The sequence below is a fragment of the Bradyrhizobium sp. CCGB01 genome (genome assembly GCF_024199795.1).
Lineage (GTDB): Bacteria > Pseudomonadota > Alphaproteobacteria > Rhizobiales > Xanthobacteraceae > Bradyrhizobium.
Map to the genome: position 1 here is coordinate 423,116 of NZ_JANADK010000001.1, position 24,073 is coordinate 447,188.

A 24,073-nucleotide genomic window follows, 5' to 3' on the forward strand; every position below is an offset into this window, starting at 1 on the left:
ACGTCACCGCATTTGCCGCGCCGGCTCGATCAGCTCGGGCCGGGAACCCGACAGCCGCTTGTGCATATGGACCATGAACGCCATGCCGAAGATCGGCGTCGCGAGATTCACGATCGGGATCGAGACGAAGGCCGCAATGAACAGGCCGGCGGTGAAGATGGTCGCGGCATTGTCGCGCCGCATCGCCTTGGCCTCCTCCGGAGAGCGGAAGCGCATCGCGGCGAGCTCGAAATATTCCCGCCCGAGCAGCCAGGCGGCGGCGAGGAAGAAGATCAGGAAACCGGCGCCGGCGAACAGGACCAGCGGCAACGCGATCAGATAGACCACGATCGTCAGCAGCGCGGTCTTGACGCCTTCGTAGATCGCCTGGCTGAACGGCAGCGCAGCGCCCGGCCGCTCGGCGGGATAGTGCTCGCGCTCGACGATATCGGCGACGTCGTCGACGAACAGGCTCGCCACCAGCGAGGTGATCGCAGGCATCAGGAACAGGCCGCCGAACACGACGCCGAGGCCCGCCGCGATCGAGACGATCCAGGACAACACTTCGAGCGACGAATGCCAGCCCGGCCCCAGCAGGCCTTCCAGCCAGACCTCGCCATAGGTCGCAAACCAGCTGAGCAGCCGCTGCAGGCCGACCGCCAGCACGGTGATCAGCACCAGGGCGACCCCGATCGATCGCCACAGGATCGAGCGCATCGGCGGCGAGATCATTTGCGACAGCGCCTTGACGGCGGCATCCAGCATGGAAGTACCTCTCGTAAAAACCACCCGCGAGAGGTAGACATGCGCGGAAGGTTCGGCAAGAGGCCGAGCCTTCCCCGGCCGATTGCCTAGCTCACCCTGATGACCAGGGCATAATTCTGCGGCGCGACGGCGATGGAATGCGAGATGACCGAAATCACGGCTTCGCCGGGCGGCAGATTCTCGAAGATGACCTGCTCTACGTTATTCCTGCGGTCGAAGTCCTTTGAGCCGGCCGGCATGTTGCCGTGGCGCTCCTGCTTGTTGGCGACGACGACGAGGTCGAGGTCGCTTTGCAGTCCTTCGCCGGGCGGATCGGTCCAGACCAGCGTGACCTTCAGGCGGCTGCTTCCCGCCGGTATCGTGACCATGCGGTCCTCGCGGTCGCCGGCGTCGAGCTTCTTCTTCTCGTCGAAGAATTGCACCGTCTCGTTCGCCGCATAGGGACCGACCACAGACTGAACGTCGACCCGGCCGAAGCCCTGACTGTTGCTGGCGACAGCTCCCGCCTCCGAGGGATGGTATTGTCCGGCGAGGCTGCGAGCGCCGTTGATGATGAGCGCCTTCAGCAGCGCGGCGCTCGGCGACTTCAGTCCCTGATCCTTCCTCAGGAACGACCGGACCACCGCGACGCATCCGGCCACCAGCGGCGTCGCCATGCTGGTGCCGCCTTCGAACATGTAGAGCGGGTCCTTCGAGAGCTGCCACCCCTCCGATTTTGTGGCGCGGGAGCGTGTTGACAGGATGAACGAGCCCGGCGCCACGACATCGGGCTTGATGCGGTCATCGTTCGTGGGTCCGCGGCTGCTGAACGCCACCATGCCTTCGGGATTGTTGGCCACACGGTCGGATCTGATGGGCGTGGCCGGAAAATCGCGCGGCCAGGCCGCTCCATAGGTCAGGGTCTGGGTCGGGCGATTGTTCTCACATGCACCGATGGTGAGGCAGTTCTTGGCCGTACCCGGCGGCGTCACCGAGTTGGGGTCGACCTGGCCGCTGCCGTCCTTGTCGGTGCCTTCATTTCCCGCGGCGAAGCAGATCAGCATGTCGCGATGCGCGTAGACGAAGGTGTCGAGCTCGTTGGCCTGGGAGTCATAGACGCCGAAATTTCCGGTGCTGCCCCACGAGTTGGAATGAATTCGCGCCTTGTCGGTCTTGTAGGGCGGGCCGAACAGCGCATCGAGGCTGTCGGGCAGGCCGCCCAGATTGCCTCCGCTGTCGAGCACCGATTGCAGAACCAGTTTGGCGCCGGGAGCCGTGCCGCGGATCGGGCCGTCGCTTTTCGACACGCCGTCGCCCAGCGCGGAGCCCGCAACATGGGTGCCATGGCCGTCCGGATCGTCCTTGAGCCCGGGACGGCCGAGCGCGTAGAGCTTCTTCACGCGGCCCTTGAAGGCCGGGTGCGTGTTCGTGGTCGATCCCTTGTCGAAGCCCGTGTCGGCAATCGCGATGATCTCGCCCGCGCCTTCGTTGCCGTTGGCCGGCGCCGCTGCGGGAACGCGAAGAATTCCCCGCGCGATGTTGTTGAGCAGCTTGCGGGGAAAGACCTTCTCGACGCTGCGCACTTCGTCGAGCGCGGCGACGTCGGCAAGACGGCGCATTTTCAGCGTGACACGCACCTTGGTGGTGCCCGGGGTGACATCCTCGAGATGGACGTGCGCTGCCTCCGCGATCTTCTTCGCGGCAGTTTTCACGCCGACATTGCGGTGGAGCATGACGTCGACGGTCACGCTGGTGCGGTCGAGCGTCGCCGGCCTTGCCGCGAGCGCGCGCGCCGCGGCGACTCCTCCGGGCTGGGTGTCCAGGTTGCGCAGCGCCGGCGCGATCTTCACGATGCCCGGGTAAAGGTCCGCCCATGTCACGAACGGCAGTTTCCGGACCTTGTCGAGCCCGGCCGCCGGAAAGTGACAGACGACGGCGTTGCCCGGGACGGCCTCCAGGATCTCGGCGCCGGCCTTGGCGAGTTGCTCCCTGCGTTCGGCGTTGAGCGGCTGGTTGGTCTGCACGATGATGTAGTCGGATTCCTTCGCATTCGCATGATCGAGCGATAGCGCGGCGCGTTCCGTATGCGGAGCCGAAGGATCGATTGTGATGCCGTTGATCGTGATCTGAGCCATGGTCGTTCCACTCTCCCTGGTTGATCCGTCCTTTGTCATCTGCGCTGGTCGGGTTGTCCGCCAGGTCTCCGTCGCGATGCTGGCCCGGCAGGCGATGGCGCTTCAGGGCATGCGCCGGCGCCCCTCGCAGATCTGGGCGGCGGCCTGCTCCTGCTGCCTCGAGGTGCCCTCGGCCCCTCCGCAATTGATTTTGGCAAATGTCTTTTCATTGGTCGGCCAAGTGGGCCGACGGTTGCAATCTTAGATCGAAAATTATAGGCACCGAATGGTCTGAGCTATTGACCAATCCCGTGCCGGTTTGGGCCCGGCGAGCAATTCACCAGCCGAGCAACTTAGAAGATAGAGAACAAATTCACGCTTTGGATTGGACCTCTAGCCGAGGGGCAACAATCCGGCCTCCACGACCAGCGGAGCAAGTCATTGTCAGCAGTCATTCATGCCGATGGCCGTGCTTCCGCACCTTCGCCGGCTTGCCCTCCCCCGTCGGGATCATCACCACGCGGCCGTAGCGGACGCCGCGTTCGGCGATGATGTGGTCGGCGAAATGCCTGACCTCGCCGGCGTCGCCACGCAGCGCCGTCATCTCCATGCAATTGTTGTCGTCGAGATGGACATGCAGGGTGGCCAGCGCGAGGTCGTGGTGGCCGTGGAATTCCTGCACCAGGCGCTTTGAGAGATCGCGCGCGGCGTGGTCGTAGACATAGACGAGGCCGGCGACGCAGGGGCCGGTCTGTGCGGTGTCCTCGGTGGACTGCTGAAGCCCGGCGCGCGTGAGGTCGCGGATGATCTCGGAGCGGTTCTGGTAGCCGCGCGCCTCTGCCGCGGCATCGATCTCCGCCAGGAGATCGTCCTCGATCGTGATCGTAATCCGCTGCATCAGGTCCTCTCCGCGGGTGCCGCTTGTGTCCCGTGAACCGTAGCCCGGATGGAGCGAAGCGCAATCCGGGACGGCACCAATATGTGGCCGGGCCCCCGGATTTCGCTTCGCTCCATCCGGGCTACGCAGTTCCGTCATAATTTCGTCGCGCGCAGCCGGAGCGCATTTCCGACCACGCTCACCGAGGACAGCGCCATCGCCGCCGCGGCGATGATCGGGGACAGCAGGATGCCGAACGCCGGATAGAGGATGCCGGCCGCGATCGGGATGCCGGCGGCGTTGTAGATGAAGGCGAAGAACAGGTTTTGCCGGATGTTGCTCATGGTCGCCTGCGACAGTTTTCGGGCGCGGACGATGCCGGTGAGATCGCCCCTGAGCAGCGTGACGCCGGCGCTTTCCATCGCCACATCCGTGCCGGTGCCCATGGCGATGCCGACTTCGGCGGCCGCCAGTGCGGGCGCGTCGTTGACGCCGTCGCCGGCCATCGCGACGCTGCGCCCGGCCTTTTGCAGCTTGGTCACCACCGCGCTCTTCTGGTCCGGCAGCACCTCGGCCTCGACCTCGGCGATACCGAGCCGGCGTGCCACGGCTTCCGCCGTCGTGCGATTGTCGCCGGTCAGCATGATGACCTTGATGCCTTCATCCGCCAACACCCTCAGCGCTTCCGGGGTCGAGGCCTTGACTGGATCGGCGATCGCGAACAGGCCGGCGAGCTTGCCGTCGACGGCCATGTTGATCACGGTGGCGCCGTCCTGGCGCAGCCGTTCGGCCTCGGTGTCAAGCGCGCCGGTGTCGATGCCGATCGAGCCAAAGTATTTGGCATTGCCGAGCACGATGGTCTTGCCGTCGACCTTGCCGGTCGCGCCCTTGCCGGTCGGCGAGTCGAATCCTTCGACCGGGCCGAGCGTAAGCTGCTTCTCCTTCGCCGCGCGCACGACGGCGTCGGCCAGCGGATGCTCGCTGGCGCGCTCGACGCTGGCCGCAAGCCGCAGGATGTCATCCTCGCCAAAGCCTGATGCCGGCACGATCGACACCACCTTGGGCTTGCCCTCGGTCAGTGTGCCGGTCTTGTCCACCACCAGCGTGTCGATCTTCTCCATCCGCTCCAGGGCCTCGGCATTCTTGATCAGGACACCTGCCTGTGCGCCGCGGCCGACACCGACCATGATCGACATCGGGGTGGCGAGGCCAAGCGCGCAGGGGCAGGCGATGATCAGCACGCTGACGGCAGCCACGAGGCCGAAGGCGAGCCGTGGCTCCGGTCCGAACCAGGCCCAGGCGGCGAAAGCAACAAGGGCAACGGCGATCACGGTGGGCACGAACCAGCCCGCGACCTGATCGGCCAGCCGCTGGATCGGCGCGCGGGAGCGCTGCGCGTCAGCGACCATCTGCACGATCTGCGATAGCAGCGTCTCGCGCCCGACCTTGTCGGCGCGCATGATGAAACTGCCTGATTGATTGAGCGTGCCGGCGATCACCTTGGCGTCGACTTCTTTGGTGACCGGCATGGATTCACCTGTCACGAGCGACTCATCGAGTGACGAACGGCCCTCGAGGATGACGCCGTCGACGGGCACCTTCTCGCCGGGACGAACGCGCAGGCGGTCGCCGGCATGCAGCGTATCGATTTCGACCTCATGCTCGCTGCCATCGGCATCGACGCGGCGGGCGGTCTTCGGCGCGAGCTGGAGCAGCGCCTTGATCGCACCAGAGGTGGCGTCGCGAGCGCGCAGCTCCAGCACCTGGCCGAGCAGCACCAGCACGGTGATGACCGCTGCCGCCTCGAAATAGACGGCGACGGCGCCTTCATGGCCACGGAATGTTTCAGGAAAGATCTGCGGCGCGATGGTGCCGATCAGGCTGTAGACGTAGGCGACGCCGGTGCCCATCGCGATCAGCGTGAACATGTTGAGATTGCGGGTGACCAGCGACTGCCAGCCGCGGACGAAGAACGGCCAGCCGGCCCACAGCACCACGGGCGTGGCGAAAACCAGCTGGATCCAGTTCGAGAGCGTCTGATCGATCCAATTGTGCGGGCCTGCGAGATGGCCGCCCATCTCCAGCACCACGGCTGGCAGCGCCAACGCGCCGCCGATCCAGAACCGCCGCGTCATGTCGGCAAGCTCGGGGTTGGGTCCGGTCTCCAGGCTCGCGACCTCTGGCTCCAGCGCCATGCCGCAGATCGGGCAGCTGCCCGGTCCGACCTGCCGGATCTCCGGATGCATCGGGCAGGTGTAGATCGTGCCCGCGGGCGCCTCGGGCTCGCTCGCCTTCTTCCCGGCAAGATACTTCGCGGGATCGGCGGCGAATTTGGTGCGGCAGCCCGCCGAGCAGAAATGGAAGGTCTCGCCGTGATGCTCGAAGCGGTGCTTCGAGGTCGCGGGATCGACCGTCATGCCGCAGACGGGATCGAGGACCTTTGTCGCGGCCTCGCCATGCTCATGCGCGTGATCGCCGTGCCCGCCGCAGCAGGAGGAAGCCGCGGGTTTGTCGGCGGGCGGAGCGGCCTTGGCGGAACAGCCGCATCCGGAATGTGGTTCGGACTTGTGATGGTGCCCGTGTTCGGCGTCGTTCATTGCCACGCTCCGGCCTTGCAACATATACCCTAGGGGGGTATATAGGACGCATGCGCAAGGACATCAAGGCATCTGTCGGAAAACGTCTTGGCCGGATCGAAGGTCAGGTGCGCGGCCTCTCGAAAATGGTCGAGGAGGATCGCTATTGCATCGACATCGTGACGCAGATCTCGGCGGTGCGCGCCGCGCTGCGCCGGGTCGAGGAAGAGGTTCTGAAAGATCACGTCGCCCATTGCGTCGAGCACGCGATCGCGAGCGGCGACAAGGCCGATCAGCGCGAGAAGATCGCGGAGCTGATGGCGGTGATCGGGAGGGCGGAGCGGTAGGCTTTCGCGATCGCCGTTGTGCTCCTCGCCATGACTGTTGTTGATGCGAGATCGCGTCACACCCACAAGGTGTCGTCCCTGCGAAAGCAGGGATCCATAACCTCGGGAAGCGGTTTGGCGAAGATCGGTTGCTCGGTACTTCTACCGCTTCTACGCGATAGATCACGCGGTATGGGTCCCTGCTTTCGCAGGGACGACAGGGGCTACGCGGCCTTCTCCCGCGCCCGTACCCGCGCGCGGTACATCGCGAGCTCGTTCAGCTGCACAAAATGCTCGGAGAAGGTGACGCCCGTCCCGGCGGCCTCACCCGTTACTTCTTCAGCCGGAATTTCATCCGGCGCTTCTTGGTCAATCGCCTCAGGAACGAGCGGCGGCGCACGGAGCGTTTCTGGAAACACACTGAATGTGCCCGCTACCTCCTCGAGCGGCTTCTGCTTGTCGGCCCAGTGCAGGGCGGTGTAGTCGAAGCCGTGCACGATGGTGGGTTTGACGACTTCGAAATAGGGCGAGATGTCGAAGTCGCGAGGCATGTAGAGCGAGGAATCGCGGATATGCAGGATCTCGCGGCGGGCGGCGCGGCTGCCGGCCTTGGTGATCTTCGGCAGGATCGGATAGCGCACCGCGTCGAACGCCTGCGCGATCAGCGCCGAACAGATGATCTTGGTCGGATCGCCCGACCCGATCGCGATCATGCGGCGCCGCCAGCGCTGCGGAATCGGCAGCGGAAACAGGAAGCGCATCAGGTCGATGATGTTCTTGGTGTCGTAGCCGAAGCCGATGCGGTTGATCGCATAGCGGCAGACCGTGGTGCGGTCCTCATAGGACAGCCCGACCGGGCGGCAGACGCGGGTGTGATACGGGAAATATTTCGACAGCGGCGCGGAAGTAACGCCTTCGCCGATATTGGCCTCGATCAGCACGTGCGGCTCGCCGTCGGGCTCCACGGCGCCCTCGACCGGACCGACATAGAGCGCGCCATGCGACCAGGTCGACTGCGTCAGATATTTGATGATGCCGGAGATGCGGTTGTTGCCCTCGACCAGCAGCACGTCGCCGGGCTCGATGACGCCGCGGAGATGCTCGGGGTCGCTCGGCGTGAACGGCTCGTAGCCCGGCACCTCCTTCGAGAGGTACGCGGCAATCAGCTTGCCGACTGAGTCCAGGACCGTCCCCATTTCAAACTCCCCCCACGGCCTTTTCCGGCCGTCTTTTTCCCTTCTCTATCATGGTCGAAACGTGTTGCAATTCGGTTCATCAGTCTGTGAGATCAAGCACGATTGATTCACCATGATGGTTGCCGTGCAACGCCAGATGCAGCAAGGTTCGCGGGCTGTTCCCGTTCGCCGCAAGTTCCCGGAAACCATGACATGACAATCACGCGCCGCAGCTTCCTATCGGCGTCGGCGGCTCTTGCCGCGATGCCGGTCCTGCGCGCGAACGCCGCACCCCTGCCGCGCGAGGCCGACATCGTCGTGATCGGCGCGGGCGCGGCCGGAATTGCCGCGGCACGGCGCATCATGGCGGCCAATCGCAAGGTCGTGGTGGTGGAGGCGGCATCCCGGATCGGCGGGCGCTGCCTTACCGACAGTACGACCTTCGACGTGCCGTTCGATCGCGGCGCGCGCTGGATGCACAATCCCGAAACCAATCCGATGATCCGGCTGGCGCGCAGCGCCGGGCTCGACGTGCTGCCGGCGCCGACCGGCCAGAAGATGCGCATCGGCCGCCGCAACGCACGCGCGGGCGAGACCGAGGAATTCCTGGCGGCGCTGGTGCGCGCCAACCGCACCATCGACGAAGCCGCGCGCGGCAAGCTCGATACAGCCTGCGCCTCGGTGCTGCCGAAGGATCTCGGCGACTGGGCCGGCGCGACGGAATTCATGCTCGGCGCGAGCTTTGCCGGCAAGGACCTGAAGGAGCTGTCGGCGATCGACAAGGCGCGCGCGCAGGACCGCAACGCCGCGATCGCCTGCCGCCAGGGCCTTGGGACCCTGATCACCAGGCTCGGCGAGCAGGCGCCGGTCTCGCTCTCGACACCAGCGAGCCGCATCACCTGGAGCAATCGCGACGTCAGCGTCGAGACCCAATCCGGCAAGATCGCCGCACGCGCCGCCATCGTCACGATCTCGACCAATGTGCTGACATCAGGCGCGATCAAGTTCGCGCCTGATATTCCCAAGCGCACGTTGGACGCGGCATCGAAGCTCACGCTCGGCAGCTACGATCGCATCGTGCTGCAACTGCCGGGCAATCCGCTTGGACTCTCGCGCGACGACATCCTCATCGAGCAGAGCAATTCGACCCGCACGGCGCTGATGTTCGCCAATATCGGCGGCTCCTCGCTGTGCTCGATCGACGTCGGCGGCTCGTTCGGCCGCGATCTCTCCGAGCAGGGCGAGAAGGCGATGGTCGCCTTCGCCAGGGAATGGATCACAAAGCTGTTCGGCAGCGAGGCGGCGGCCGCCGTGCAAAAGACCAGCGCGACGCGCTGGAACGCCTCGCCTTTCGTCATGGGAGCGATGTCGGCTTCCTCGCCCGGCGGTCAGCTCTCGCGCAAGATCCTGACCGAGCCGATCGGCAACGTGTTCCTCGCCGGCGAAGCCACGCACGAGACGCTCTGGGGCACCGTCGACGGCGCCTGGGAAAGCGGCGAGCGCGCGGCGGATGCAGCCTTGCGCAAGATCGGCGCGCTCAAGGACGAGTCCGCCGACGTGCCGACGCAGTCGACGAAGAAGCGCCGCGCGCCGCGGCAGTAGGCAGCTAAGCCGCAACAAACTTCCCTGTCGTCCCTGCGAACGCAGGGACCCATAACCACAGGGAGAAGTTTGGCGAAGACTCGTGGTGACCAGCTCGCGCCACAAGTCCTGACCGGGGTAATGGGTCCCTGCGTTCGCAGGGACGACAGCAGAGATTATCAGCGCAAGATCCTGTCCAGCACCGGCAGCCCGGCGATCACCGCCATCGCGATCAGCCCGTAGCAGATCGCGCGAAACACTTTTTCGCTGGCGCGGCCGAACAGCGAGGCGCCGAAAGCGACGCCGATCGCATAGACCGGCCCGACCGCGAGCGAGAGCACCAGCGATTCGCGCGAGATCAGTCCCGTCGTCGCATAGCTGACCATCGAGAAGAAATCCGACGCGCCGAAGAACAGCACGATGTTGGCGCGCGCGACGATCGGGGCGATGGGCCGGCCGAGCCAGTAGCCGACGATCGGCGGCCCGCCGGTCTGCGCCAGCCCGCTGCAGAAGCCCGACAGGCCGCCGATCCCGACCGAGAGCCAGGCGTGGTCCTTGCCGCGATAGCGCCAGCCGGACAGCAGCAGGAGCAACAGCGCAGCGACGAAGCACGAGATGATCCAGCGCGTGGTGACGGGCTCGAGCACGCTGAGGAAATAAGTGCCGATGGGCACGCCGATCAGCGCGCCCAGCACGATCACGGCGGTGGCCTTGCGGTCGGCCTTGCGCCAGGCGTCGGGCAGCAGCGGCGCGGCCGCGACGAAATCGATCACGAGGAGCAGCGCGGCAACGAGACGCGGCGCCGCGATGCTGCTCGCCAGCGGCATGAAGATCAGCGCCGAGCCGAAGCCGGAGAAGCCGCGCGCGGTGCCGGAAACGAAAGCGACGGCGCAGAGCGCCATCGCAACGGTGAGGCTGACGTCCTTTGGAAGGAAATCCGCGAGCGTCATGCCCTTTGCTTCTGGAGCATGATGTTGTCCGAAAACCGCTTCACACTTTTCGGCATCATGCTCTCAGGGTGCCGCCGGTCTTCTTCGTGACCTCCGCCACGACCTTCGCGGCCACGGCCTCGATCTCCTGATCGGTCAGCGTCTTCTCGCGCGGCTGGATCGTCACCGCGATCGCGACCGACTTCTTGCCGTCGTCGATGCCCTTGCCCTCGTAGACGTCGAACACGTTGACGCCGGTGATCAGCTTCTTGTCGACGCCTTGCGCGGCGCGGACGATGTCGCCGGCCTTGACGGTGCGATCGACGATGAAGGCGAAGTCGCGCGACACTGGCTGGAATGCCGACAGCTCGATCAAGGGCTTCGCGCGGGTCGGCTTCTTCTTCGCTTCGGGGATGCGGTCCAGGATCACCTCGAAGACCATCAGCGGACCGTCGGCGCCGAGCGCCTCGAGCGCGCGGGGATGCATCTCGCCGAAATAGCCGAGCACGTTCTGCGGGCCGATCTGGATCGTGCCCGAGCGTCCCGGATGCAGCCATCCGGGTCCACCAGCGACGATCTGAAGCGCCTGCATCGGCGCACCGGCAGCAGCCAGCACGGCGAGTGCGTCAGCCTTGGCATCGAACACATCAGCCTGTGTCGAGCCCGACCAATGCCGGCCGAGGCCTTCCGAGGAAGCAAAGCCGCGGCGGACGCCGCTTGCCGCCATGAACTGATCCTGCGGGCGATCGCCCTTGAACACCTGGCCGACCTCGAACAGCGCGACATCGCCAAAACCGCGATCGGCGTTGGCCTGCGCGGCCGCGACCAGGCCCGCCAGCAGAGTCGGGCGCATGTCGGACAGGTCCGAGGCGATCGGGTTGGCGACTTCGAGCTCGTGCGCGCCGCCGCCGAACAGTTCGGCCGCAGGCTTCGTGATGAATGACCAGGTCACCGCTTCGATGATGCCGCGGCTCGCGAGCGCGCGACGGGCACGTCGGATGCGGAGCTGGAGCGGCGTCAGCACCGGCTTGCGCGCGTCCTCGCCGCGCTCGAACGGCGTCATCGGCACCTTGTCGACGCCGTAGATTCGCACGATCTCCTCGACGATGTCGGCCTTGCCGTGCACGTCGGTGCGCCACGAGGGCACCGCGACCTTCACCACCGGACCCGGTCCGGCCATCATGAAGCCGAGATGGGTCAGGATGCGCTTCATCTCCACCTGCGGCACCTCGATGCCGGAGAGGCGCTTGACCTCGGTGATCGGGAAATCGATCACGCGGTCGTCGCCAAAGGCCTTGCCGACGACGACGTTCTCCGACGGTGCACCGCCGCACATCTCCATCACCAGCTTGGTCGCGAGCTCGAGGCCCGGCACCATGAAGGCGGGATCGACGCCGCGCTCGAAGCGATAGCGCGCGTCCGAATTGATGCCGAGCTTGCGGCCGGTCTGGGCGATGTTGATCTCGTTCCAGAGCGCCGATTCGATCAGCACGTCGGTGGTGTTCTCGTCGCAGCCCGACGCTTCACCGCCCATGATGCCGGCGAGCGATTCGACGCCGTGCTCGTCCGCGATCACGCAGATCGCGGGATCGAGATTGTAGGTGCGGCCGTCGAGCGCGAGCAGCGTCTCGCCATCGCGGGCGCGGCGCACGACGAGATTGCCCCTCACCTTCTTGGCGTCGAACACGTGCAGCGGACGCGCGCGGTCGTAGGTCATGAAGTTGGTGATGTCGACCAGCGCATTGATCGGGCGCAGCCCGATCGCGGTCAGCCGCTTTTGCAGCCATTCCGGCGACGGCCCGTTCTTCACCCCGCGCACGAGGCGCAGCGCGAAGCCCGGACACAGCGTGGCGTCCTCGACCGTGACCTTCACCGGACAGGGGAACTCGCCCTTGATCGGCTTGATGGACGGATCCTTGAACTTGCCCATGTCGGCGGCGGCAAGATCGCGCGCGATGCCGTGCACGCCGGTGCAGTCCTGCCGGTTCGGCGTCAGGTTGATCTCGAGCATGGGATCGCCGAGGCCGGCCCATGCGGCGTAAGCCGCGCCGATCGGCGCATCCGCCGGCAATTCCATGATGCCGTCGTGGTCGTTGGAGATCTGGAGTTCAGCCGCCGAGCACAGCATGCCGCGGCTCTCGACGCCGCGGATGGTGCCGACGCCGAGGGTGATGTCCTTGCCGGGGATGTACGTGCCGGGCGGCGAGAACACGCTGACGAGCCCGGCGCGCGCATTCGGCGCACCGCACACGACCTGCACCGGCGCAGCCCCGTCACCGGTGTCGACCATGCAGACGCGCAGGCGATCCGCATTCGGATGCTGCTCGGCCGAGATCACCTTCGCGATGGTGAAAGGCTTCAGCGCCTTCGCCTTGTCCTCGATGTTCTCGACCTCGAGCCCGATCATGGTGAGCTTGTCGGCGAGCCTTTCCAGGGGCTCGTCGGTGTCGAGATGATCCTTCAGCCAGGAGAGAGTGAATTTCACGAGCTCAGCCCTCCCGCAAGCGTCGGCACTTCGAGCGGCTTGAAGCCGTAATGGGACAGCCAGCGGACGTCGCTGTCGAACAGCTGGCGCAGATCGGCGATGCCGTATTTCAGCATGGCGATGCGGTCGATGCCCATGCCCCAGGCAAAGCCCTGGTACTCGTCGGGATCGATGCCGCAGGCGCGCAGCACGTTCGGATGCACCATGCCGCAGCCGAGAATCTCGAGCCAGTCCTCGCCCTCGCCGAAGCGGATCTCGCCCTTGTCGCGGCGGCACTGGATGTCGACTTCCAGCGACGGCTCGGTGAACGGGAAGAACGACGGCCGGAAGCGCATGTTGATGTGATCGACCTCGAAGAACGCCTTGCAGAACTCGTGCAGGATCCATTTGAGGTGGCCGAGATGCGAATGCTTGTCGATGACGAGGCCTTCGACCTGGTGGAATTGCGGCGTGTGGGTCGCGTCCGAATCGATGCGGTAGGTGCGGCCCGGGCAGATCACGCGGATCGGCGGCTTCTGGCTCAGCATGGTGCGCACCTGCACCGGCGAGGTGTGGGTGCGCAACAGCATGCGCGAGCCGTCCTCCTTCGGATGGAAGAAGAAGGTGTCGTGCATCTCGCGCGCGGGATGGCCTTCCGGGAAATTCAGCTTGGTGAAGTTGTAGTCGTCGGTCTCGATGTCGGGACCTTCGGCGACCGAGAATCCCATGTCGGCGAAGATCGTGGTCAGCTCGTCCCAGACCTGGCTCAGCGGATGGATACGGCCGGCCTCGGTCTGCGCGTCGCGCAGCGGCAGGGTGACGTCGACGGTCTCGGACGCAAGCCGCGCATCGAGCGCCGCCGACTTCAGCACGTCGCGCCGGGCAGTGAGCGCCTGGGTGACCTCGTCCTTGGCCTGGTTGATCGCGGCGCCTTGCGTCTTGCGCTCGTCCGGCGACATCTTGCCGAGCGTTGCGAGCAAGGCCGAGATCGAGCCCTTCTTGCCGAGGGAAGCAACACGGACGGCTTCGAGGGCCGCTTCGTCCCCGGCAGCACTGATCTGCGCGAGGATGGATTGGACGAGACTGGCGAGGTCGGACACGGTCGGATCCTTTCAAAAGGCTGCCGGTTGTGGCCGCAGCCGGGCCGGAACGTCAAGCCGAATGGCGCATCTCAAATGCAGGGTATTTGAACCGTACGGGCATGGCTGGCACCAACCTGAAGCCGAAGGAGACGATGATGCGTTTGCGATCCTGCCTGGTCGGCCTGGTCCTGGTCCTCACGGGAAGCGCGGCTCGTGCCGCGGAGGAATGTCCGGCCAAATCCACGTCGATGGATGACGTCATCGCGGTCCTGAACGCGGCGCCGAGCTGCGACCGCGCCATGCAACTGTTCGAGGCCTGCTCATACGGCGCCAGCGGCGACGTGCAATTCGGGGAGGTCGTCGAGAAGAAGTGCGAGGCCGACTTCCTCGGCCGATCGAAGCCGCCGCAGAAGCTCAGCTATCGGCGCGAGTTGCGGGTCTGCGACCGGAAGTACCGGAACAAGTCCGGCACCATGTATATCTCGGCCACGGCCTTCTGCCGGGCGGAGGTCGCCCAGCGCTACTCCCAACGAGCGCTGCAGGCCGGCGGAGCCGGCCATTAGCGCAAGCCTTGCTCAAGCAAAACTTGCTCAGGCAGCCGGAGCGGCCTCTCAGGCGGCCAGCGCAGCCTTGGCCTTCTCGGCGATCGCCTGGAACGACGCAGGCTCGTTGATCGCGAGATCCGACAGCACCTTGCGGTCCACGGTGATGCCCGACTTGGCGAGACCGTCGATAAATCGGCTGTAGGTCAGGCCGAACGGACGCACAGCGGCGTTGAGGCGCTGGATCCAGAGCGCGCGGAAGGTGCGCTTCTTGCGCTTGCGATCGCGGAAGGCGTATTGCTGGGCCTTTTCCACGGCCGGCTTGGCGGCGCGGATGGTGTTCTTGCGGCGGCCATAGAAGCCCTTGGCGGCCTTGTAGACTTTCTTGTGCTTGGCGTGGGCGGTCACACCGCGTTTGACGCGAGACATGACAAAATCCTTCAGAGATGACTTTGGTTATCGGATTGCCGCGCGATACGCGGCACGGTTGGCAATGATCGTGGACGCGATCAGGCGTTCGGCAAGAAGTACTTCTTGACGTTGTCGCCGTCGGTCTTGAACAGCACGCGAGTGCCGCGGAGCTGACGGATCTGCTTCTTCGTCCGCTTGATCATGCCGTGACGCTTGCCGCGCTGGGCGTGCATCACTTTGCCGGTGGCAGTCACCTTGAAGCGCTTTTTAGCGCCCGATTTGGTCTTCAGCTTGGGCATTTGGCTCTCCTAATGGCCACAGAAGTCCGCCCGCGAAGGCGGCTGGCCGTCAAAAATGCTCGTTAGAGCGTTGATTGTGCTCAGGTTTTTGCGAACAAGCGCGAAACCCGCACGAAACACCGCCACGGCAGCCCTTAATCAGCCGGGCGATGAAGGCTGGGCTTATGACAGAGGACAGGCCAAATGGCAACGATGAACCGCCAGAACCTGCCCGCCGACTATTCGGAGTTACCACCGCTTATGTCCCAGCCGTGTCGCCTGGAGCAGGACCAAAATGGCCCATTTTTCCCAATCGCTTTCTGATTTCGCCCGCCCGCGCAGACTGGCGCTGCTTGCTCTGCTCGCCACCGCCGCGCTGCCCTCGCCCGCCGAGGCCCGCATCGGCGGCTATGACGGCGTCTGGAATGTCACCTTCGCCACCACGCGGGGCAATTGCAGCTCCGGTTACAGCGTCCCCTTCACCGTCAGCGGCAGCCGGGTGTCATCCGCCGGCGGCGGCCGGGTCTCCGGCAAGGTCAATCGCAGCGGCGCCGTCGCGGTCCAGGTCTCGGTCGGCGCGTCCCACGCCAGTGGAGGCGGCCGGCTCGGCGGGATGGCCGGTGCAGGCTCCTGGAACGGCATCATTTCCGGCGACCGCTGCAGCGGCACCTGGCATGCGACCAGGTCCTGATACACAAACGGCCCGCCGGAAATCCGGACGGGCCGTTGAACTTTCAGTCCTGACGAGCCCGCGTCAGCGCGGTGCCAGCACCATGACGACCTGACGGCCCTCGAACCTGGCGTCCTGCTCGACCTTGGCGAGCTCGGCGACGTCGTTCTTGATCTTGTCCAGAAGCTTGGTGCCGATCTCCTGGTGCGCCATTTCGCGGCCGCGATAGCGCAGCGTGATCTTGACCTTGTCGCCCTCTTCGAAGAACCGCTGCATCGCGCGCATCTTCACGTCGTAATCGTGGTCGTCGATCATCGGGCGGAGCTTGATCTCCTTGATCTCGACGATCTTCTGCCGCTTGCGGGCTTCGGCGGCCTTTTTCTGGGCGGAATATTTGTACTTCCCGTAGTCCATAATCTTGCAGACGGGAGGGCTGACATTCGGCGAAATCTCGACGAGATCCATACCAGCTTCCTGGGCCATGCGGATGGCCATGACGGTTTCGACCGTGCCCTTGTTGTCACCGGTCTGATCGATCAGCTGGATTTGCGCATTGCGAATATCATCATTGATGCGCGGCCCGTCTTTGCTGGCAACGGGCGGGGCTTTATTGGGACGGCGAATGGGTGGTTCTCCAAAGTTGTGAAAGAGGCGGCTAGTTTGAAGGAAGATGCGTTTGCCGGCAAGCAAGTCGCGTGTGCGGGAAGCGAAAAAGCCTCAAATGCGAGGCATTTTGGTCACGCCCATAGGCACGCTGCACGACATAGACACCTTGCTTCTGTTCCGCAAGCGTCCCAAAGGGCCAATACCGATACCGGGCTGTGCCGCGGAACACATCCAGACAGCTCAAACCAAACAGCCAGAGTAAACGTTCCATGACCAATGCAATTCCGGAAGCCGTGCTCGGCTTCGTCGACGTGGGCGAGGGCCCGTCCGCACGCAGGATCGCGGTGCGCAGCCGCGCGGCGCGTCAAGGAGCCGGTCAAGGACCCGGGCTGGTCTGGCTCGGCGGGTTCAAGTCGGACATGCAAGGCAGCAAGGCCGTGGCGCTGGACGGCTGGGGCCGGGACCACGGCCGTGCCGTGGTCCGGTTCGATTATTCCGGCCACGGCGAATCCGGCGGCGATTTCGCCGACGGAACCATCGGGCGCTGGCTGGAGGAGAGCGTGGCGGTGTTCGAGCGGTTCTGCGCGGGCCCGCAAGTTCTGATCGGCTCCTCCATGGGCGGCTGGATGGCGCTGCTGCTCGCGCGCGAGATCAGGAAGCGACAAGAGAGACAGCAAGCCGGGGCGTCGCTGGCGGGCCTGGTGCTGATCGCGCCGGCGCCCGACTTTACTGAGGAGCTGATGTGGAAGAATTTTCCGCCCGCGGTGAAGAAGGAAATCGAGACCAAGGGCGTCTGGCTGAGGCCGTCGGACTATGGTGACGGCTCGCCCTATCCGATCACGCGGAATCTGATCGAGGAGGGCCGCAATCATTTGCTGCTTGGCGGTGCCATCGATCTCGGCTGTCCCGTCCGCATCCTGCAAGGAGCGCAGGATCCCGATGTGCCGTGGCAGCACGCATTCGCATTGACACATCGCCTGCCGGCCGACGACGTCGTGCTGACCATGATCCAGGACGGCGATCACCGCCTGTCCCGCCCGCAGGACATCGCGCGCATCCTTGCCGCGGTCGCCGAGATCGGGTGACAGTTCTCTTCCTTCTCCCCTTGTGGGAGAAGGTGGCTTCGCGAAGCGAAGCCGGATGAGGGGTTCTTTCCGCGGAGACAGACCCCTCACCCGTCTCAATCGCGCAAAGCGCAATTGATCCACCCTCTCCCACAAGGGGAGAGGGAAAGAAGAACACCGGGAGGCAATTCAATGACCACCACCGCCATGCTGCGCGCCTTCTGCGACGCGGTCGAGCAACGCAACGGCCGAGCGTTCGCCGAGCTGTTCACCGAGGACGGTGTCTATCACGACGTGTTCTACGGCGCCTTCGAAGGCCGCTCCAAAATCGCGGCGATGGTCGACGACTGGTTCTATCGCACGGCGACCGATTTTCGCTGGGACATGCACGACCCCGTCACTGACGGCGCCACGCTCTATGCGCGCTACACCTTCAGCTATCGCTCGACCCTGCCGGAAGCGAACGGCGCGCGCGCGATGTTCGAGGGCGTCGCGATCATGACGCTGCGCGACGGCAGGATCGTCAGCTATCACGAGGTCGCCAACACCGCGCCGGCGTTTGTCGATTTGAAGTTCGCGCCGGAGCGGATCGCGAAGATCGTCGGCAAGCAGGGCGCGGAGCTCAAGGCGCGGCCGGAGATGAAGCGGCATCTGGGCTGACGGCAGAGCCCTTACGGCGGCGGTGGCTTCGCCATCGGCTTGCGCTGCGCCAGCGCCGCGACCGTGGCGGTGCCGATCGGCCCCTGCTCGTCATAGAGCCAGCATTCGCCGATCGCGACGCCGTCGGTCGCCTGGTGATTCACCACGTCGAAGCCGATCCACTTCGTCACCGGCAGGCGATGCAGATAGATCGTGACGTCGCTGTTGATGTAGCCCAGCCCCTTGTCGCCGGCGTTCGCGAAGGGACTGGCGAAATCGGCACCGACAGCGACATGCACGAACGGCGTCATCGGCGCGCCCGCCACCAGTTCGCGCACCTCGCTCATCCAGAGTTTTCGCGGACCGAGCGAGCCCATATGGCCAACAATGGGGCGCGTCGTCCATTTGCCGTTCATGCCGAGCCGGGGATCGGTCGGCTTCGGGATGTCTGATGGCTTCGGCACGTCCCAGTTCGGCGGCGACCAGACGTTGCCTTCGGGGTTTTGCGTCCGCCGCAGCAGCTGGCACGAGGCGCGCGCCATGCTGACGCCGCCCGAGAAGAATTCGGCCTCGACCACGCGGATGCGCATTCCGTCGCGCACCAGCCGCGTCGTTACCTCGATCGGCTTGTCGATGGTCGGCAGCCGAAACATGTCGACCGTGAGCCGTGCAGGTACGAATTCGGGACCGGAATGGCGCTCCTCGATGGCGAAGCCGAGCAGGCCGATGATGACGCGCCCGTGCAGCGATTTCGGATCCCAGGGACCGTTGGCCACTTCCGTCGGATGGAATGTATCGCCGTCGCGGGTGAAGAAAGGCATGCTTGTTGTCATGGTGCGCGACTTTGCGGGAATGGGCGGGGAAATCAAGGTCTACAATCCTCATCCTGAGGAGGCGCGAAGTGCCGTCTCGAAGGATGCAGGCCCGGCTCTCGCAGCTCGGCCTCGATCCTTCGAGACGCGCGTTCCGCGCTCCTCAGGATGAGGGGAGAGAGCGAGCTGCTAGGGCACTGCGCGCCATTCCTCGCGCACGTTTTCGTCGGGCTCGCTATTTGCGACAGTCAGCCTCATCGTTTCGAACGCTTCCCGCTCGACCAACTGCCCGAGCGCCCACACCGCGGCGCCACGCACCAGCGGGCTTGCATCCTCCAACAATCGCCGCGCCTCTTCCGCCAGCGTCCCGTCTCCGGAGTTGCCGATCGCGATCAGCACGTTCCGCAAAAAGCGATCGCGCCCGATGCGCTTGACCGGCGATTTCGTGAACAGCGCGCGAAACGCGGTGTCGTCGAGCCGCGACAACTCCGCAAGCGTCGGCGCGCGCAACTCGTCGCGCGCGGCCAGCTTCGCCTCGCGTCCCTCTTGCGCGAACTTGTTCCATGGACACGCGGCGAGGCAATCGTCGCAACCATAGATGCGGTTGCCGATCGCCTTGCGAAATTCTCGCGGGATCGGCCCCTTGTTCTCGATGGTCAGATACGAGATGCAGCGCCGTGCATCGAGCTTGTACGGCGCTGGAAACGCGGCGGTCGGGCAGATGTCGAGACACGCCTGGCACGAGCCGCAATGATCGATCTCCGCGGTGTCGCGCGGCAGATCGAGCGTGGTGTAGATCGCACCGAGAAACAGCCAGGAGCCGAACTCGCGCGAGACGAGATTGGTGTGCTTGCCCTGCCAGCCCAGATGCGCGGCTTGCGCGAGCGGCTTCTCCATCACCGCCGCGGTGTCGACGAACACCTTCACGTCCGATGGCGCGGTCGCGACCAGCCAGCGCGCCAGTGCCTTCAGGCGTTTCTTGATGATGTCGTGATAGTCGTCGCCTTGCGCATAGACCGAGATCGCCGCGCGCGTGCGCTGCTGCAGGATCGCGAGCGGATCCCGGTCGGGCCCGTAATTGACGCCGAGCATGATGACGCTGCGCACGTCCTGCCACAGCCCGCGCGGATCGACCCGGCGCTCAGGGCTTGCGGCGAGCCAGTCCATGTCGCCATGCCCGCCCGCGGCAATGAATTCGAGGAAATGCTTGCCGGCGTTCTCGATCGTGCCGGGCTCGGTGATGCCGATGCAGTCGAAGCCGAGCGCTTTCGCCTCGTGCGCCAGCGCCGTCTTCAGTTCAGTCGGGTCGGAGTTCAGAAGTCGAGGTCCACGTAGGTCCGCGATGCCGGCACGCCGGCCAGCCATTCGCTCAGCAGCGGGCGGAACGACGGGCGGGATTTCACCCGCGCGTACCACGCCTTTGCTGCGTCGTCCTCGCTCCATGGCACGTCGCCCAGATAGTCGATCGCCGAGAGATGCGCTGCGGCGGCGAGATCCGCGTAAGTGAGCCGGTCGCCGGCGAGGAAGTTACGCGTCTGCGCCAGCCAGCCGATATAGGCCAGATGATAGCGCACGTTTGCCTTGGCGGCTCGCATCACGTCGGCCGAGGGCGCACCGCCGCCGTTCTCCTCGCTCATGAAGCGCTTGTAGATGCGTTCGGTGACGAGAGGATGCGAGACCTCCTCGAAGAACTTTTCGTTGAACCAGGCCATCAGCCGGCGGACCTCGACGCGCTCGGCGACCGTCTCCGGCATCAGGCGCTTCGGTCCCATCTCGGCGCCATAGGCCTCGTCGACATATTCGGCGATGATGGCCCCGCCCGGTATGGGCGGCTGCTCGTCGTCCACCAGGACAGGCGTGGTGCCGGCCGCATTGAGCAGCAGAAACGCCTCGCGCCGCTCCCAGCTGCGCTCCTCGACCAGCTTCAGGTCGAGCCCGTATTCGCCCGCGATCAGACGAATGAAGCGCGAATGCGGGCAGAACGGATGATGAAACAGCGTAAACATGAAGCCTTTGACTATTTGATGGTGCTTAAGAATCCATCAATGTTTGTGCGGCGCCACACTAGTCCTTCAAAACCGCGAGGCAAGAGCGTGATGCCGCATTTTGCGATTGCGAGAGAAGGGCGAATAGGCGAGAAGAGCCCCGCTTTTCCAGCGGAAATGGACCGTAAATATGTCAGATGCAATACGGGCAGTGATCCTCGGCATCATCGAGGGTGTGACCGAGTTCCTTCCCGTGTCCTCGACCGGCCACCTTCTGCTCGCGGAGCGCTTCTTCCATCTCGGCGAAGGCGCGTTCTGGGATTCGTTTACCGTTCTGATCCAGCTCGGCGCGATCCTCGCGATCGTCGTGCTGTACTTCAAGAAATTGTGGGACGTCGCGATCGGCATGTTCACGGGCGACGCCTATGCGCGCCGCTTCGTGATCGGCGTGCTGGTGGCGTTCCTCCCCGCCGTGATCGTCGGTCTGATCGCCGGCAAATACATCAAGAGCTTGCTGTTCAATCCGTGGGTGGTGTGCTTCTCGCTGATCGTCGGCGGCGCCATCCTGTTGTGGGTCGATCGGCTCGATCTCAAGGCGCGCGAGCATGACGCCACCAAATTTCCGCTGATGATGTATCTCTATATCGGCATCGCGCAGTGCGTCGCCATGATCCCGGGCGTGTCGCGCTCCGGCGCCAGCATCGTCGCCGCGATGTTTTTGGGCGCCGACAAGCGTGCGGCGGCGGAGTTCTCGTTCTTCCTCGCCATCCCCACCATGATCGGCGCGTTCGCCTACGACTTCTACAAGAACCGCTCCGAGATGACGATGGATCACATGGGCGTCGTCGCGATCGGCTTCGTGGTGTCGTTCATCACCGCGATCATCGTGGTGAAGACGTTCCTGGGGTACGTCACCCGCCACGGGTTTGCGGTGTTCGCCTGGTGGCGCGTCATCGTCGGCACGCTCGGCCTGATCGCGCTGGCGCTCGGCCGTTAACTTTTCGAAAACCAACTGACGCGCCTCAACGCAATATAAGCTTTTGATGGGTAGGCAGTTTCCAGAGCAGGGCGGCGCGCGCCCCGCACAGGAGCTGAACCATGACCCTTGTCAGCGGCTGGGGGCGTTTCCCGGTCGTCGATAGCGATGTGCTGCGTCCGCGCTCGTTCGAGGCGGTGGGTGAGGCTGTCGCCAGGGTGACCGGCTCGGTGGCGCGGGGCAACGGCCGCGCCTATGGCGATGCCGCGATCGGCGCCGTCAGGACGATCGGGATGACCGGGTTCGACCGGGTCCGGTCGTTCGATCCCGCGACCGGGCGTCTCCGTCTCGAAGCCGGCGTGCTGCTGTCTGATCTGATCGACACGTTCGGCCCGCGCGGCTTCCTGCCGTTCGTCGTGCCGGGCACGCGCTTCGTCTCGGTTGGCGGCGCCATCGCCGCCGACGTGCACGGCAAGAACCATCATTGCGAGGGCGGTTTCGGCCGCTATGTCGACAGCATCTTGCTGCGCACCGGGCAGAGCGAGACCATCGAAGCCTCGCGCGAGCAGAATTCGGATGCCTTCTTCGCGACCGTCGGCGGCATGGGCCTCACCGGCGTGATCCTGGAAGCGACGATGCGGCTCCGGCCGGTCGAGACCGGGTGGATTCGCGAGCGGGTGATCTCCGCGTCCGATCTCGATGCCGCCATGCGCGCGCTCGAGGCGAGCGATTCCGCGACCTATTCGGTGGCCTGGATCGATTGCGCGGCACGCGGGCGCGATCTCGGCCGCTCGCTGATCTATCTCGGCGAGCACGCCGGCAGAGACGAGCTTGCCGAAGGTGCCGCTGCGTTTCCCGCCGGCAAGGATCCCGGCCTCGCGGTGCCCGTCGATCTGCCGTCGATGACGCTGAACCGCTACAGCATCCGCGCCTTCAACGAGCTCTACTACCGCATGGGCGCGCGGCGCGCCGGCGGCAACCATGTGGTCTCGCTCTATCCGTATTTCTTCCCGCTCGACAGCCTCAGTGGTTGGAATCGCATCTATGGCCGGCGCGGCTTCCTCCAGCATCAATGCGTGATCCCGGAAGCCGGCGCGCGCGCCGTGCTCGGCGAGATCCTCGACCGCGTTGCCCGGCGCGGCGATGCCTCCTTCCTCGCGGTGCTCAAAAAGCTCGGCCAGGGCGACGGCATCCTGTCGTTCCCGCTGCCCGGCTACACGCTGGCGCTGGATTTCCCGGTGAAGGGCGACATCCTGAATTTCCTCGACGAGATCGACCGCCTGGTCGTCGCCGCCGGCGGCCGGCTTTATCTGGCCAAGGATGCGCGTCAGTCGCGCGCGACGTTCGAGGCCGGCTATCCCGCTCTGTCGCGCTTCAAGGCGATCCGCAAATCGCTCGATCCCGCCGGGGCCATCCGCTCGAAACTTTCACAACGCCTGTTCGATGAGGTTTAAGCCGTGACGTCACGCAAGACCGTTCTGGTGCTCGGTGGCTCCTCCGATATCGGCCGCGCCGCGGCGCGCGCATTCGCCAAGGCGGGGTACGATGTGGGCCTCGCGGGCCGCGACGTCGCCGCGCTGGAGCCTGACGCCGCCGATCTGCGCGCGCGCTCCAATGTCGAGGTCGGCCTCCACAAATTCGACGTGCTCGATACCGCGTCGTTCGATAGCTTTGTCAGCGGCCTTCCGGCGTTGCCCGATGTCGTGATCTCGATCGTCGGCTTGCTGGGTGTGCAGCAAAACGCCGAGAGCGACCTCGCGCATGCCACCACGATCATGCGCTCCAACTACGAAGGCCCGTCGCTGATCCTCGGCCTGTTCGCGGAAAAGTTTTTAGGCCGCGGCACCGGTACGATCGTCGGCGTGTCGTCCGTTGCCGGCGATCGCGGCCGCGCTTCGAACTATGTCTACGGCTCGGCCAAGGCCGGCTTCTCCGCGTTCCTGTCCGGCCTGCGCGCGCGTGCGAGCCGCGGCGGCGTGCACGTCGTCACGGTGAAGCCAGGATTCGTCCGCACCAAAATGACGGAAGGCATGAAGCTGATCGGCCCGCTCACCGTCGAAGCGCCTGTCGTCGGCGATGCGATCCTTCGGGCCGTCGAGAGCAAGACCGACGTCGTCTATGTCAGCGGCAAGTGGCGCCTCGTGATGCTGATCATCAAGACGCTGCCGGAGGCGGTGTTCAAGAAGCTGAAGTTCTAGCCGCAGAGGCGGTCTGCTCCCTCTCCCCGCAAGCGGGGCGAGGTA

Annotated in this window: 23 protein-coding genes; 9 read left to right on the forward strand and 14 right to left on the reverse strand. The window is 65.1% G+C overall.

The window, feature by feature from the left end; all coding sequences use genetic code 11:
* Positions 1-3: 3 nt before the first annotated feature.
* The 4 genes from NLM25_RS01950 to NLM25_RS01965 form a co-directional block, all read right to left on the reverse strand.
* Positions 4-744 carry a sulfate transporter family protein gene (locus NLM25_RS01950; protein ID WP_254114768.1) on the reverse strand — a complete coding sequence of 247 codons (741 nt, stop codon included), beginning with the start codon at positions 742-744 and terminating at the stop codon, positions 4-6.
* A gap of 86 nt (positions 745-830) precedes the next feature.
* Entirely contained in the window at positions 831-2,858 is a 2,028-nt protein-coding gene (locus NLM25_RS01955; protein WP_254135830.1) for a S8 family serine peptidase, read from the reverse strand.
* A 430-nt stretch (positions 2,859-3,288) separates the two neighbouring features.
* Positions 3,289-3,735 (reverse strand): nickel-responsive transcriptional regulator NikR, encoded by a 447-nt coding sequence (nikR, locus tag NLM25_RS01960; RefSeq protein WP_254135831.1) that lies wholly within the window; start codon positions 3,733-3,735, stop codon positions 3,289-3,291.
* A 134-nt stretch (positions 3,736-3,869) separates the two neighbouring features.
* Positions 3,870-6,311, reverse strand: coding sequence for a heavy metal translocating P-type ATPase (locus tag NLM25_RS01965; RefSeq protein ID WP_254135832.1), 2,442 nt, complete (start codon positions 6,309-6,311; stop codon positions 3,870-3,872).
* 50 nt (positions 6,312-6,361) lie between these two features.
* On the opposite strand from NLM25_RS01965, the gene NLM25_RS01970 reads away from it, so the two are divergent.
* Positions 6,362-6,637 carry a metal-sensitive transcriptional regulator gene (locus NLM25_RS01970; protein WP_007598521.1) on the forward strand — a complete coding sequence of 92 codons (276 nt, stop codon included), beginning with the start codon at positions 6,362-6,364 and terminating at the stop codon, positions 6,635-6,637.
* Between the two features lie 203 nt (positions 6,638-6,840).
* Here NLM25_RS01970 and NLM25_RS01975 read toward each other — a convergent pair whose 3' ends face one another.
* The gene (locus tag NLM25_RS01975) at positions 6,841-7,812 is read right to left on the reverse strand and encodes a YiiX/YebB-like N1pC/P60 family cysteine hydrolase (protein WP_254114763.1); all 972 of its coding nucleotides are present in this window, start codon (positions 7,810-7,812) and stop codon (positions 6,841-6,843) included.
* Positions 7,813-8,004: 192 nt separating this feature from the next.
* Between NLM25_RS01975 and NLM25_RS01980 the strand changes: the two genes are divergently transcribed.
* A complete protein-coding gene (locus NLM25_RS01980; RefSeq protein ID WP_254114762.1) occupies positions 8,005-9,393 on the forward strand; it encodes an NAD(P)/FAD-dependent oxidoreductase in 1,389 nt (462 codons plus the stop codon).
* 158 nt (positions 9,394-9,551) lie between these two features.
* Here NLM25_RS01980 and NLM25_RS01985 read toward each other — a convergent pair whose 3' ends face one another.
* Genes NLM25_RS01985 through pheS form a run of 3 tightly spaced genes read right to left on the reverse strand, consistent with a single transcriptional unit; the run spans position 9,552 to position 13,865 of the window.
* Positions 9,552-10,322 carry a sulfite exporter TauE/SafE family protein gene (locus tag NLM25_RS01985; protein ID WP_254135833.1) on the reverse strand — a complete coding sequence of 257 codons (771 nt, stop codon included), beginning with the start codon at positions 10,320-10,322 and terminating at the stop codon, positions 9,552-9,554.
* A 55-nt stretch (positions 10,323-10,377) separates the two neighbouring features.
* On the reverse strand, positions 10,378-12,786 hold the full coding sequence (gene pheT, locus NLM25_RS01990; protein WP_254135834.1) for a phenylalanine--tRNA ligase subunit beta: 2,409 nt from the start codon (positions 12,784-12,786) through the stop codon (positions 10,378-10,380).
* Positions 12,783-13,865 (reverse strand): phenylalanine--tRNA ligase subunit alpha, encoded by a 1,083-nt coding sequence (pheS, locus tag NLM25_RS01995; protein WP_254135835.1) that lies wholly within the window; start codon positions 13,863-13,865, stop codon positions 12,783-12,785. The genes pheT and pheS overlap by 4 nt, the downstream gene beginning before the upstream one ends.
* Before the next feature lie 137 nt (positions 13,866-14,002).
* Between pheS and NLM25_RS02000 the strand changes: the two genes are divergently transcribed.
* A complete protein-coding gene (locus NLM25_RS02000) occupies positions 14,003-14,410 on the forward strand; it encodes a hypothetical protein (protein ID WP_254141095.1) in 408 nt (135 codons plus the stop codon).
* A gap of 48 nt (positions 14,411-14,458) precedes the next feature.
* Here NLM25_RS02000 and rplT read toward each other — a convergent pair whose 3' ends face one another.
* Both rplT and rpmI read right to left on the reverse strand, forming a co-directional pair.
* The gene (rplT, locus tag NLM25_RS02005; protein WP_011083533.1) at positions 14,459-14,818 is read right to left on the reverse strand and encodes a 50S ribosomal protein L20; all 360 of its coding nucleotides are present in this window, start codon (positions 14,816-14,818) and stop codon (positions 14,459-14,461) included.
* An 80-nt stretch (positions 14,819-14,898) separates the two neighbouring features.
* Entirely contained in the window at positions 14,899-15,099 is a 201-nt protein-coding gene (gene rpmI, locus NLM25_RS02010; protein ID WP_008539890.1) for a 50S ribosomal protein L35, read from the reverse strand.
* Positions 15,100-15,373: 274 nt separating this feature from the next.
* Between rpmI and NLM25_RS02015 the strand changes: the two genes are divergently transcribed.
* Positions 15,374-15,769 carry a hypothetical protein gene (locus NLM25_RS02015; protein WP_254135836.1) on the forward strand — a complete coding sequence of 132 codons (396 nt, stop codon included), beginning with the start codon at positions 15,374-15,376 and terminating at the stop codon, positions 15,767-15,769.
* Positions 15,770-15,832: 63 nt separating this feature from the next.
* Here NLM25_RS02015 and infC read toward each other — a convergent pair whose 3' ends face one another.
* A complete protein-coding gene (gene infC, locus NLM25_RS02020; RefSeq protein ID WP_071917037.1) occupies positions 15,833-16,372 on the reverse strand; it encodes a translation initiation factor IF-3 in 540 nt (179 codons plus the stop codon).
* A 251-nt stretch (positions 16,373-16,623) separates the two neighbouring features.
* On the opposite strand from infC, the gene NLM25_RS02025 reads away from it, so the two are divergent.
* Positions 16,624-17,439 carry a carboxylesterase gene (locus NLM25_RS02025; protein ID WP_254135837.1) on the forward strand — a complete coding sequence of 272 codons (816 nt, stop codon included), beginning with the start codon at positions 16,624-16,626 and terminating at the stop codon, positions 17,437-17,439.
* 171 nt (positions 17,440-17,610) lie between these two features.
* Complete coding sequence (locus NLM25_RS02030) at positions 17,611-18,078, forward strand: nuclear transport factor 2 family protein (protein WP_254135838.1); 468 nt, start codon at positions 17,611-17,613, stop codon at positions 18,076-18,078.
* 11 nt (positions 18,079-18,089) lie between these two features.
* On the opposite strand, the gene NLM25_RS02035 is transcribed toward NLM25_RS02030, so the two are convergent.
* From NLM25_RS02035 to NLM25_RS02045, 3 genes are all read right to left on the reverse strand, one after another.
* On the reverse strand, positions 18,090-18,878 hold the full coding sequence (locus NLM25_RS02035; RefSeq protein ID WP_254135839.1) for an acyl-CoA thioesterase domain-containing protein: 789 nt from the start codon (positions 18,876-18,878) through the stop codon (positions 18,090-18,092).
* Positions 18,879-19,058: 180 nt separating this feature from the next.
* Complete coding sequence (queG, locus tag NLM25_RS02040; protein WP_254135840.1) at positions 19,059-20,234, reverse strand: tRNA epoxyqueuosine(34) reductase QueG; 1,176 nt, start codon at positions 20,232-20,234, stop codon at positions 19,059-19,061.
* A complete protein-coding gene (locus NLM25_RS02045) occupies positions 20,183-20,875 on the reverse strand; it encodes a glutathione S-transferase family protein (protein WP_212484983.1) in 693 nt (230 codons plus the stop codon). Before NLM25_RS02045 ends, queG begins: the two co-directional genes overlap by 52 nt.
* A 169-nt stretch (positions 20,876-21,044) precedes the next feature.
* On the opposite strand from NLM25_RS02045, the gene NLM25_RS02050 reads away from it, so the two are divergent.
* The 3 genes from NLM25_RS02050 (at position 21,045) to NLM25_RS02060 (ending at position 24,028) form a co-directional block, all read left to right on the forward strand.
* Positions 21,045-21,851: an undecaprenyl-diphosphate phosphatase gene (locus NLM25_RS02050; protein WP_254135841.1), complete on the forward strand. Its 807-nt coding sequence runs from the start codon at positions 21,045-21,047 to the stop codon at positions 21,849-21,851.
* A gap of 101 nt (positions 21,852-21,952) precedes the next feature.
* Positions 21,953-23,284 carry an FAD-binding oxidoreductase gene (locus tag NLM25_RS02055; RefSeq protein WP_254135842.1) on the forward strand — a complete coding sequence of 444 codons (1,332 nt, stop codon included), beginning with the start codon at positions 21,953-21,955 and terminating at the stop codon, positions 23,282-23,284.
* Positions 23,285-23,287: 3 nt separating this feature from the next.
* Positions 23,288-24,028 (forward strand): SDR family oxidoreductase, encoded by a 741-nt coding sequence (locus NLM25_RS02060; protein WP_254135843.1) that lies wholly within the window; start codon positions 23,288-23,290, stop codon positions 24,026-24,028.
* The last annotated feature ends 45 nt before the right edge of the window (positions 24,029-24,073 follow it).